Below are 11,206 nucleotides of genomic sequence, written 5' to 3' on the forward strand. Positions count from 1 at the left end.
GCCCTCAACGCGCTCCGCCAGCCGCCTCCGCAGCCGGGCGGCCACTGCGCAGGCAGGCGGCCACGGCGGTGGCGATACCGTCGGCCATGCGCGCCTGGTAGCCGGCATCCGCCAGCAGCAACTCCTCCGCACGGTTGCGGATCACCCCCGCTTCGAACAGCACCGCCGGCATCGTCGCGTGGCGCAGCACCGCGAGCCCGTCGTAGAAATGCACGGCCAGCTCCGGGTCGGAATACGGACGGTTGGCGTTCTTGTCCGTCGGCACAAAGCCCATGCGCTGCAGCCGCGCCCCGATCACCCGGGCGCACAGCTCGCTTTCCGCCACCCTGGGGTTGTCACGCGAGACGAACAGCGAATGCCCCGCGTAGTCGTCGTTATAGGCCTCGGTACGCCCGGCCCATTCCCAGGTGCGCAGCAGTTGCGGGCCTACCGAGTCGTGGTGGATGGAGAGCAGCAGATCCGCGCCGAAAGCGGCTGCTTCGGCGGGACGATCCTGCAGCGAGCCGATGCCGCCATCTGCATTGACCACCTGCACCACAACGCCGCGGTCCCGTAATGCCTGGGCCACCGCATCCGCCAAGGCCAGGTTGAAGGAGAACTCGCCCCGCCCGCGGGCACTGCGGGCGCCCGGCGCCGCAAGGGTATGGCCCACGTCGACCGCGACGCGCAACGCGCGGCCGTCCCCGCCGCCCGGCCCCTGTGCGGCGGCCGGACCCGGCGCAACCGCGAGCGCCACCGCCAGCATGGCGGCGTGCAGACGCCGCCCGGCGCGGCGCGGTTCACCGACGCCCATGGAGGAAGCGCTCCTGGAACACCGCGGCCTCTACCGGCGGACTGCACAGATAACCCTGATAGGCATCACAGCCCTTCTCGGCCAGGAAAGTGCGCTGCGCCTCGGTTTCCACCCCCTCGGCCAGCACGTCCAGACCGAGGTTGCGGGCAAGCGCGATGATCGTCGTGGTCAGTTGCACGTCGTTCTGGTCCTCCGGAATGTCGGTGATGAAGCCGCGGTCGATCTTGAGTTTGTTCACCGGGAACAGCTTGAGATAGGAGAGGGAGGAATAGCCGGTGCCGAAGTCGTCGATCGACAGCCGCACGCCCAGTCCCTTCAGTTCGTACAGAAAGTCCAGTGCCTCGCTGCCGCGCTGCATCAGGCCGCTCTCGGTGATTTCCACTTCCAGCTTTTCAGCCGGGAAGCCCGTCTCCGCCAGCACCTCGCGCAGGTTGTCGACCACGCCGCCGCGGCGCACCTCCTCGGCGGAGAGGTTGAGCGTCAGCAACTGGAAGTCGTAGCCCGCGTCCAGCCAGGCGCGCCCCTGGCGGCAGACCTCGCGCTGCACCCAGCGCCCCAGCTCGGCGATCATGCCGCTTTCCTCAAGTACCGGAATGAAATCCGCCGGGCCGATGCGCGGACCGCCGTCCGGGCGCAGCCGCACCAGCGCTTCCGCGCCGAGCACTTCGCCGCTGTTGAGTGCGACCAGCGGCTGGTAGTACATCTCGAACATGGATTCGTCCAGCGCACGCCGCAGGCGCGACTCGAGCGCCAGCCGTTCGTTGGCGGTGCGGGTCAGGTCTTCCTGGTAGTAGCGGAAGGTGTTGCGGCCGAGGCGCTTGGCTTCGTACATCGCCGCGTCGGCGTCCTTGATCAGTTCGGCCGCCGTATCACCGTCTTCAGGGTAGAGGCTGATGCCGATGCTGGCCTTGATGTACAGCTCCTGCCCGCCGCGCATCAAGAAGGGCTGGTCGAGCGCGCTGTTCATCGTGCGTGCGACGGCCGCGGCCTCGCCGGCATCGCGCAACTGCTCCAGCACCAGCAGGAACTCGTCGCCGCCGTACCGCCCCAGCGTGTCGCCGTGGCGCAGGTGCTTGCGCAGGCGTTCCGCCACGCCCGCCAGCAACTCGTCGCCCAGCGCATGGCCCAGCGCGTCATTGACGTTCTTGAAGCGGTCCAGATCCACCAGCATCACGCCCACCTGCGTATGGCTGCGGCGCGCGGCGGCAATCGCGGTCTCCAGGCAGTCGCTCATCCGCAGCCGGTTCGGCAGATCGGTGAGCAGGTCATAGTTGGCAAGGTGGCTGACCCGCTCCTCGAACTGGCGCAACTGGCTGATATCGGTAAACACCGCGACATAGTGCTCGTAGGGATGTCCCTGCTCGCCCACCGCGCTGATCGACATCCAGTGCGGCGCCACCTCGCCGTTGCGGCGGCGGTTCCAGATCTCGCCCTGCCAGTAGCCGCCGCTCAGCAGCGCGCTCCAGATGCCGCGGTAGAAACTGGGGTCGTGGCGGCCGGACTTGAGCAGCCCCGGCGTCTTGCCGATCGCCTCTTCTTCGCTGTAGCCGGTAATCGAGGTGAAGGCGCGATTGACCGACTGGATGCGCCCGTGCAGGTCGGTCACCATCACGCCGTCGCGCGTGCCTTCCAGCGCCACTGCGTGCAGCCGGATGCGCTCTTCGGCGCGCCTGCGCTCGGTCACGTCGCGGCTCACCCACACCACCCGCTGCATGCTGTCGACCGGCGCCACCCGGGCCTCGAACCAGCGCGTGCCACCGGCAAGCCGCAGGGAGTATTCGTAGCGCACCACCTCGCCCCGGGTCAGCGCGTCGCGCACCACGCCGACGAAGTTCTCGGCCTGCGGACGCGGGAAGTAGTCGAACACCGTGGCGCCCACCATGCGCTCGTGGCCATAGGGCGTCAGGCTGCGGCCCATGCCGAACACCTCGATGTAACGCCCCTCCCGATCGAGGATGAAGGCGGTGTCCGGCATCGCGTACGCGAACGCGCGCAGCCGTGCTTCGCTATCCACCAGGCGCAGCAGCGCATGGCGCTGGCGCACCGAGGCCCGGTAGCGCAGCCCGATCACCACCAGCATCATGGCCGTCAGCAGCAGCCCGACCAGCCGGTCGAGATCGCGCTGGAACGCGTAACGGCCATTCATGTCCGCCAGCAGCACGCTCTCCACCCTCACCCCGGCAGCTCGCAGCGAAGCGTGCATCACGCGCAGATCCAGTGCCGAGGTCTGCGCCGGATCGATCAGCCGGGCGCGGATGTGGCGGCCCATGTCGTCCAGCACCTGGAGGTATTCGCCCACCGCAAGGCGCAGTTCCGGCGACACCGGCCCGGCGATCTCCAGCCGCCCGAGGCGGGTGGTGTCATTGACGATCGCGCGCGCGGCGTGGCTGGCGCGCTGCAGGTTGGCCTGGACCAGGCTCGGCGAGCTGCCGGGGTCGCCCGCCAGCAGGCGCTCGGTGAACAGCTCGGCCTGCAGCGCAAAGCTGCGCGACTGCGAAAGGCGATCCAGCGGCACCGCGCTGTCTCGCAGCAGGGTGTCCCACCGGGCGGACGACCACGCCACCAGCAGCAGCACCGCGATCGCCACGAGCGTGATGGCCACCAGCGTCAGCATGCTGCTGACCTGGAAGGGCGAGCGTGGCAGGGCGTCCTTCATTGGCCACACCTCGCGCTGCGTTCGTAGTGCGGCAATTCCGTCGGCAAGAAGCCGAACGGCACCACCAGCGCGTGGTGTTCGGGACTGCCGAGAAAGCCGTCCAGCACGTGATCGAGCGCGTCCCGGAAGTCGCGGTCGCCCGGACGCAGCGCAAACGCGGGACGGCCGGGCAGCACCGGCGGATCGCCCACGAGCGGCGCGACCATCTGGAGCAAGGGATGCTCGACGATCGCGCGCCGCAGCGATACCGCGGACAGCGCAAATGCGCTGACCCGGCCGCTTTCAACCGCGGCCAGCCCGCTCAGGGCATCGGGAAAGGCGACGGTCCGCTCCGCCGGTACCCCCAACCCACGCGCCTGTGCGACCTCCACCGCCCCCGCCACCACGCCCAGGCGCAGTTCGCCGCGGTCGGCCACCTCGGTGTAGGAATGCACACCCTGCGGATTGCCGGCCGGCACCGCGAAGGCCGGGCAGACCACCGCGGTCGGGCGGGTGAATACCATTTGCCCTTCGCGCTCGGGGGTGATGAACATGCCGGACACGATCACGTCGATCCGGCCTGAAGCAAGTTCATGGGCGAGGCTGCCGAAATCCGAATGGACCCAGTCGATCTGGCCTGGGCCGACCGCCGCCACCGCGCGCCGGAACACCTCCGGGGCCTCGCCGCTGACCCGGCCATCGGCTTCGAGCGTCACGAACGGCGGCTCCAGTGCGTAACCCGCCAGCACCACGCCGCCATCGCGCACCCGCTCGAGCGCGGAACGCGACCGCTCGGGCGTCTCGATCCACTGCGCGATGACCGCCGCCACGATCACCAGCGCGAGCGAAAACAGGTGGCTCAACTTCAGGGTGTCCTTCACGGCGGCGGGTCTCCGTTAAGTTGTCCTTGTTGTATGAATGGCGGAGGACGGTGGACCGGTGACCTCCCCCCGCCACCGCCGTTTCGCGCCCGGCGACGGTGAGGCCGCAATCGCCATGCCTGCCTGGAACCCGCCCGCTGCTATGGCAGAATCCTGCCCGATCGCCCCCCAAGGACAGCCCCATGCGCTTCGCCCTTCTCCTGCTCGCCGCACTTCCGCTCGCCGGGTGTAACAAGCTCACCCCGGAGAACTACGACAAACTCAGAATGGGCATGCACTATGCCGAGGTCAAGTCCATCCTTGGCGAACCGACCCGATGCAGCGATCTGCTCGCCGTCAAAGCCTGCACCTGGGGTGATGACACGCGTTATATCAACGTAAATTTTGTCGCCGATCAGGCGGTGTTGCTCAACTCGAGCAATCTGCGCTGAGTCTGCCCCGGGCACGCCGCCTGCTGACGCGCAGCGTCATCTGGCATCGGCGCGGAGGCACCGGGATGAAGCAACTGCAAACCAGCCCGCGTGGGCGAGGGCGCTTCGCCCGCGCGGGTTCAGGCGGGGAGCGGCGCAGATGGAAGCCGTGATCGACGCGATGCAGTGGCCGGCGATGGTGGCCACGCTGGTAGCGGCGTGGCTGGTGGGCTCGCAACAGCGCTGGAAACGCAGCACCGGTTTCTGGTGCTTCATCCTCAGCAACGTGTTGTGGATCGTGTGGGGCTGGCAAGCCCAGGCGTGGGCGCTGATCGTGCTGCAGTTCGGCCTTTTCGCCACCAACCTGCGCGGGGTGTGGAAGAACGAGCACGGCAGCACGGCGGGCAAGCGGCAAGGCGGCTGAGCCGCCCGCCGCCCGCATCATCTGCCGCCGCCGCGCTCAACCGCGGGCATCGCCCCAGCGCAGCGCCGCGGTATCGTCGCCCACGTAGAGCGTCTCCCCGGAACGATCCACGCAGTATTGCGGCGACACGATCTTGTCGATGAAGCGTTGCCCCTCGCCGATGCGCGTGTAGGGAAAGAGGATGCTGCGCTCCACCCGGGCCCCCGGCCGCAGGTGGCTGCCGTGGCCGATCCAGCTCGGGCCGATCACCGAGGCGCCGGGCTCGATCCGCACCCCGGAGCCGATGTGCACCGGCCCCACGATCTGCACGCTCTCCCACGCAATCGAGGTGTTGAGGCCGACCCACACGCCCGGCCGGACCTCGCGCCCCGGCATGTCCATCTGCGCCACCTCGCCGCGCAGCACGCGCTGCAATACCGACCAGTAGTCGCTCAGGCGGCCGATGTCGATCCAGTTGAAGAAGCGCTTCTGGGCGAAGAACGGCAGGGACTTTTCCACCAGCATCGGAAACAGCTGGCTACCGATGTCGAAGGCCTCGCCGGGCGGAACGAGGTCGATCACCTCCGGTTCCAGCACGTAGATGCCGGTGCTGGCGTGGGTGGACAGCGCCGCCTCGGGGCTGGGTTTTTCCTGGAAGGAAAGCACCCGCCCGTCCCCGTCGGCCACCACCACGCCATAGTTCTGCACCTGTTCGCGCGGCACCTCGAGCGTGATCACGCTGGCGAGCGCGCCCTTCAGGCGGTGTTCGTCCAGTGCCGCGCGGATGTCGAGATCGACGATCGCGTCGCCGCACACCACCAGCGTGGTCTGGTCGAAGAAGCCGCTGAAGTCCTGGATCTTGCGCATCCCCCCGGCCGAGCCGAGCGGGCGCGGCACCACCTCGCCGTGTTCGCGCACACCCTCGTAGGAATACCCGATCTGCACGCCCCAGCGATGGCCGTCGCCGAAGTAGTCCTCGATCTTGTAGTGGTTGTAGGCCACGTTGATCATGATCTCGTCCACGCCGTAGCGCGCCAGATGCTCGATCAGGTATTCCAGCACCGGTTTGCCGAGGATGGGCACCATCGGTTTGGGCAGGTACTTGGTCAGCGGCCGTACGCGGGTGCCCTGCCCCGCCGCCAGTATCATTCCCTTCGCCATGCAGTCTCTCCTGTCGTTGTCGCGGCGATGATCACGGGCGGCCGATGCCGTGGTATTCGATGCCTGCGGCGCGCAGCACCGAAGGCTCGTAGATGTTGCGGCCGTCGAACACCACCGGCGTGCGCAGCCGGCTGCGGATGGCTTCGAAGTCCGGACTGCGGAATTCCTTCCACTCGGTCAGGATCACCAGCGCATCGGCGCCTTCCAGCGCACTCTTGGGCCGCCCGGCGTAACTGATCCGCGGCTCGTCGCCGAAGATGCGTTCGGCCTCGCCCATGGCCACGGGGTCGTAAGCGGTGACACTGGCGCCGCGCGCCAGCAGTTCCTCCACCACCACCCGGCTGGGCGCCTCGCGCATGTCGTCGGTATCGGGCTTGAAAGCCAGCCCCCACAGCGCGAAGCGACGGCCGGAAAGATCGGTGCCGAAACGGCGCACGATCTTGTCGATCAGCACGTGCTTCTGCACTTCATTGGCCTCTTCCACCGCAGTCAGCACCCGCAACGCGGTACCCTGTTCGGCGGCGGTCCGGATCAGCGCCTTCACATCCTTCGGAAAGCACGAGCCGCCGTAGCCGCAGCCCGCGTAGAGGAAGTGCCAGCCGATGCGGGGATCGGAGCCGATGCCCTGGCGGACAAGCTCGATGTCCGCCCCCAGGCTTTCGGCGAGGTTGGCCAGTTCGTTCATGAAGCTGATGCGGGTGGCCAGCATCGCATTGGCGGCGTACTTGGTCAGCTCAGCGCTGCGTACATCCATGAACACCAGCTTGTCGTGCTTGCGCTGGAACGGGGCGTAGAGCTGGCGCATCAGCTCGATCGCGCGCTCGTCGTCGGCGCCGATGACGATGCGGTCCGGCCGCATGAAGTCGTCCACCGCGGCGCCTTCCTTGAGGAACTCCGGATTGGAGACGACGCTGAAGGCCTCGCTGGAGCCGCGCGCGGCCAGTTCGTCGGCGATTGCCGCGCGCACCTTGTCCGCGGTGCCCACCGGCACGGTGGACTTGTCCACCACCACCCGGTAGCCATCCAGATGACGGCCGATGTTGCGCGCGGCGGCGAGCACGTACTGCAGGTCGGCCGAGCCGTCCTCGTCCGGCGGCGTGCCGACCGCGATGAACTGCACCAGGCCGTGCTGCGCGGCTTTCACCGGATCGGTGGTGAAGCTCAGCCGTCCCGCCTCCACATTGCGGCGGACGATCTCGAGCAGGCCGGGTTCGTGGATCGGAATCGCCCCTTCTTCCAGGATGCGGATCTTGGCCGGATCGACGTCGAGGCAGAGCACTTCGTTGCCGACATCCGCCAGGCAGGCGCCGGAAACCAGGCCCACATAGCCGGTCCCGATGACGGTGATTTTCATTGCTTGGGCTCCCTGTTAAGCGAAAACGGTGGCGCGGCCGATCAGCGCGCCTGGCCGACGCGCGCGGCGCCCCGGCCCGCCAGCAGGCAGATCGACAGAAAGGTGACAATGTCCAGCGTGTAGCGGCGCAGCAGACGGCGCGGCTCGCGCGCCAGGCGGTACAGCCATTCGAGCCGGGCGCGCCGCACCCACTCCGGTGCCCGTTTGGCCTCGCCGGCGAGAAAGTCGAGCAGCGCGCCGACGCCGAACATCAGCGGCGCCTCGATCGCCTCGTCGTGGTCCAGCATCCATTGCTCCTGCATCGGATTGCCGAAGGCCACCAGCACCACGTCGGCGCCGCTCTCGTTGATGCGTTCGGCAAGCTGGCCGCTCTCGCGCAGCGCGGCAAAGCCGTCGTAGCCATCGCAACAGCCGACCACCTCCTGGCCGTACTCCTCCACCAGCCGCTGCCCGGCGCGCATCGCCACGCCCGGCCGGCTGCCGAGCAGGAAGAAACGCAAGGGGCGCGGGCTGCGCTCGCACAGCTTGGGAATGAAGTCGCTGCCGGCAAGGTTGTCGGCGAAGCGGCGGCCATGCACCAGCAAGGCAGCGAGGTCTACGCCGATGCCGTCGTTGACCACGCATACCGAGCCGCGCGCCAGGCGCCGCCGCAGCCCCCTGCACTGCACGATGAAGTTGGTGTTGGCGAACACCACGCGGCGTCTCTCCCGCGCCTCGCAGTGGCGCAGGAGTTCGTCCGCGAAGTCGTCGCCGGTGACGCTGCGGATGCGGAATCCGCCGAGATAGAGCGTGTTTTCCATGACCGGTCTGCCGAAATGAAAATCAACGTCCGGCCGCGCGCCGCAGCCGCTGCAGCTCGCCGAAGGCGTTGTAGCTGCCGCGACTGAGGCGGGCGACCAGCAGATAGACGAGGAAGTAGCACAGCGCACCGGCCACTGCGCCGGCGGCCACAACGCCCGCCGGCGAGATCGCGGCGGCGCCGTAGTAGGCGAGCGGCAGCACCGCACCCAGCATCGCCGCGGTGGCCAGCACCGGCGTCTTCAAGGCGCCCGCCAGCGCACGCACGCCGCTCTCCAGCGGCCGCCCGGCCGCGCGCTGTGTCCACGGCCACACCAGCACGCTGGCGGCGACGAAGGCGAAGCTGACGCCCAACACCCCCTGCCCGGCCGCGAACCACGCGAACAGGCCCGCGGCGGCGACCTGCGCCAGCCCGCGCAGCACCGGAACGCGCCGCCGCCCCACCGCGAACAGCAGGTAGTCGTTGGTCTGGTGGATGGCGAGCATCACGTGCAGCACGCCGAGCACCGCCACCAGCGGCGCCGCGGGGGCCCACACCGGGCCGAACACCGCCGCGATCAGCGGTGAAGCCAGCGCGCCGAGGCCGGCGAGCACCGGCAGCATCACGAACAGCGTCACGCCCAGCACCCGGACGTAGGCGGCACGCAGCGCGGCCGGCCCTTCGCGCACTGCATCGGCAAAGGCAGTCATCGCCACCTTGATCATCGAACTGCCGACCACGAGATACACCGCCGAGGTGATGCGCTTGGCGAAGTTGTACAGGCCGGTGGCGTGGCTGCCGAGCAGGATGCTGACCAGCAGGATGTCGCCATGCGTGGTGAGGAAGCCGGTGACACCGGTGAAGCCGACCTGGGCGATCTCGCGCCGGTTGCGTGGCCGCGCCCCGCCCTCGTCGCGCAGGCGCGGCCACCAGCGCGACTGCCCCACGAGCAAGGCCAGCGCCAGTACCGCGCCCACCACCTGCTGGGCCACGAGGGCCATCACGCCGTGGCCGCGCAGCGCGAGCAGGATGCCAACGAGCCCGCCGATCGACACCGAGACGATGGAGCGCACCGCCAGCACGCGAAACGCCATCTGGCGCGCAAGCCGGGCCTCGTAGGCGCGGGCGCAGCCTACGCACACCACTGCGACGCTCATCCAGCGCAATACGGATTCGAGTTCCGGCTGGCCGTACAGCGCGGCGACCGGCCCCGCGCCCGCCGCGACCAGGCCGCCGCACAGGATTCCGACCGCGGCGCAATGGCGGAAGGTGCGCGAATACAGCGCGTCGTCGGGTGCGGGCGCACGCAGCGCAGGCATCGCGATCGCGTCGAACACGATCTGGCGCAGTGCGCCGAGCACCAGGTGGGCAATCGCGAGCAGGCCGAAGTGCTCGGGCAGCAGAAAGCGCGCCAGCACGATGAAGATGGCGAAGGACAGCGCTTGCTGGGCGAGGTTGTCCAGCATCGCCCACATCGCCCCGCTGCCGAAGCCGGCACGGCGCTGCCCGGCGCTCATCGCCACCTCCGCAGACGTGCGGCGCCGCGCAACTGCCCCGCCGGCCGGGAGGCAATATCACCCGAGAGGCCGCGGGCGCACCCTCGCGGCCACCTTGCCAAGGTGCTCATGAAAGCCGGGTGTCCGGGTAGGCGTGGGGGTCGAGCAGGCGGTCCACCACCTCGGACCAGCTCAGGCACTGGCGCTGACGTTCGTGCGGGGCGGCCAGCGCGAGACGGATCGCCGCGACGATGCTGGCCTCGTCACCCGGCGTATAGCCGAAGCGCGAGGCGTAATTGCCGACGACCGCGTTGGGGCACACCGACGGCACGCCGAAATAGTCGTAGGTGGCGAGCTTCATCGAGCTGTCGGCGAGATAGCTCGGCACCGCTTCGGAGCGGTAGGGCGCGATGCCGAAGCGGGCGTGCTTGATGTAGCGCAGCGTCTCGACGTACTTCATCTCGCCGTACACACGGACGTTGTCGCCGTAGCCCGGCAGCCGCGGCGAGCCGGAGCCGATGACGTGGAAGGTGATGCCGGGATAGGCGCGGCTGGCGACTTCGAAGAAAGCCGGGTCGAACAGCATCGACCCGATGCTGACCGCGTGCAGCCCGGCACCGTAGGGCGAAGGGTCGCTGTGCGACTCCAGGCTGGAATCAAAACCCTGCGGCACATGGAACACGTTGTCGCGCGTGGGCATCTCGCCGGCGAGCTGCGGCGACAGCAGCGCGATCACGTCCATGTCGCCCGATGCCTTGACGAAGCGCCGCTTCACGTAGTCCGCCACGTTGATCGTGGCCAGGCTGTCGGAGGCCCGGTAGATCTGGCGCGCGCGCGGATTGATGCGCCGCACGAGGTCGGCAAAGATCGGCGCGATGCCGCTCTCGTACACCACCACGTCGGCTTCGCCGATCCATTCCTGCAGCGTGGGGTTGGCCGAATTGGCGTACAGCCAGAACATCGCGTCCTCGAACGGCCGCAGATACCAGCGCCGCGAGTTGAACGGATGCACCGGCGTCTTCCACAGGTAGCAATCGACGCCGTTCCAGTGCTCCACCTGGTTGGCGCGGTCGTCGATCGCCAGGCGGATGTCGCCCTTCATCTTCGACAGCGCGCTGTAGCGCAGCGAGAAGAAGCGGACCTGCCCGCGGCGCGCGAGCTCGTCGGCAATGAAGTGGATGCTGGCGCGGCGCGGCGTGCGGTAATCGTGCGCGGACAGCACCAGATAGCGGGGTGATGTCGTGGCCGGAGCGGCCGGCGCCGGTGCGAGTTGCTCCATGGAGTATCCCCTTTGT

Annotated in this window: 10 protein-coding genes; 2 read left to right on the forward strand and 8 right to left on the reverse strand. The window is 68.7% G+C overall.

Annotated features, from left to right (window positions below; all coding sequences use genetic code 11):
* Positions 1-4: 4 nt before the first annotated feature.
* Genes dqs_RS11600 through dqs_RS11610 form a run of 3 tightly spaced genes read right to left on the reverse strand, consistent with a single transcriptional unit; the run spans position 5 to position 4,309 of the window.
* Entirely contained in the window at positions 5-793 is a 789-nt protein-coding gene (locus dqs_RS11600; protein WP_084018455.1) for an N-acetylmuramoyl-L-alanine amidase family protein, read from the reverse strand.
* Complete coding sequence (locus dqs_RS11605) at positions 780-3,449, reverse strand: putative bifunctional diguanylate cyclase/phosphodiesterase (RefSeq protein WP_065340561.1); 2,670 nt, start codon at positions 3,447-3,449, stop codon at positions 780-782. Before dqs_RS11605 ends, dqs_RS11600 begins: the two co-directional genes overlap by 14 nt.
* Positions 3,446-4,309: an ectoine/hydroxyectoine ABC transporter substrate-binding protein EhuB gene (locus dqs_RS11610; RefSeq protein ID WP_084018459.1), complete on the reverse strand. Its 864-nt coding sequence runs from the start codon at positions 4,307-4,309 to the stop codon at positions 3,446-3,448. Before dqs_RS11610 ends, dqs_RS11605 begins: the two co-directional genes overlap by 4 nt.
* 182 nt (positions 4,310-4,491) lie before the next feature.
* On the opposite strand from dqs_RS11610, the gene dqs_RS11615 reads away from it, so the two are divergent.
* Positions 4,492-4,740, forward strand: coding sequence for a hypothetical protein (locus dqs_RS11615; RefSeq protein WP_065340562.1), 249 nt, complete (start codon positions 4,492-4,494; stop codon positions 4,738-4,740).
* Positions 4,741-4,879: 139 nt separating this feature from the next.
* A complete protein-coding gene (locus tag dqs_RS11620; RefSeq protein ID WP_011765961.1) occupies positions 4,880-5,143 on the forward strand; it encodes a hypothetical protein in 264 nt (87 codons plus the stop codon).
* Between the two features lie 36 nt (positions 5,144-5,179).
* On the opposite strand, the gene dqs_RS11625 is transcribed toward dqs_RS11620, so the two are convergent.
* From dqs_RS11625 to dqs_RS11645, 5 genes are all read right to left on the reverse strand, one after another.
* Entirely contained in the window at positions 5,180-6,283 is a 1,104-nt protein-coding gene (locus dqs_RS11625; RefSeq protein ID WP_011765962.1) for a sugar phosphate nucleotidyltransferase, read from the reverse strand.
* 31 nt (positions 6,284-6,314) lie between these two features.
* On the reverse strand, positions 6,315-7,637 hold the full coding sequence (locus dqs_RS11630) for a UDP-glucose dehydrogenase family protein (protein ID WP_011765963.1): 1,323 nt from the start codon (positions 7,635-7,637) through the stop codon (positions 6,315-6,317).
* A 41-nt stretch (positions 7,638-7,678) separates the two neighbouring features.
* Complete coding sequence (locus dqs_RS11635) at positions 7,679-8,437, reverse strand: WecB/TagA/CpsF family glycosyltransferase (protein WP_011765964.1); 759 nt, start codon at positions 8,435-8,437, stop codon at positions 7,679-7,681.
* A gap of 22 nt (positions 8,438-8,459) precedes the next feature.
* Positions 8,460-9,932, reverse strand: coding sequence for an oligosaccharide flippase family protein (locus dqs_RS11640; RefSeq protein ID WP_065340563.1), 1,473 nt, complete (start codon positions 9,930-9,932; stop codon positions 8,460-8,462).
* A gap of 106 nt (positions 9,933-10,038) precedes the next feature.
* The gene (locus tag dqs_RS11645; RefSeq protein WP_011765966.1) at positions 10,039-11,190 is read right to left on the reverse strand and encodes a GumK N-terminal domain-containing glycosyltransferase; all 1,152 of its coding nucleotides are present in this window, start codon (positions 11,188-11,190) and stop codon (positions 10,039-10,041) included.
* Between the last annotated feature and the right edge of the window lie 16 nt (positions 11,191-11,206).

Source organism: Azoarcus olearius, assembly GCF_001682385.1.
GTDB classification, from domain to species: domain Bacteria; phylum Pseudomonadota; class Gammaproteobacteria; order Burkholderiales; family Rhodocyclaceae; genus Azoarcus; species Azoarcus olearius.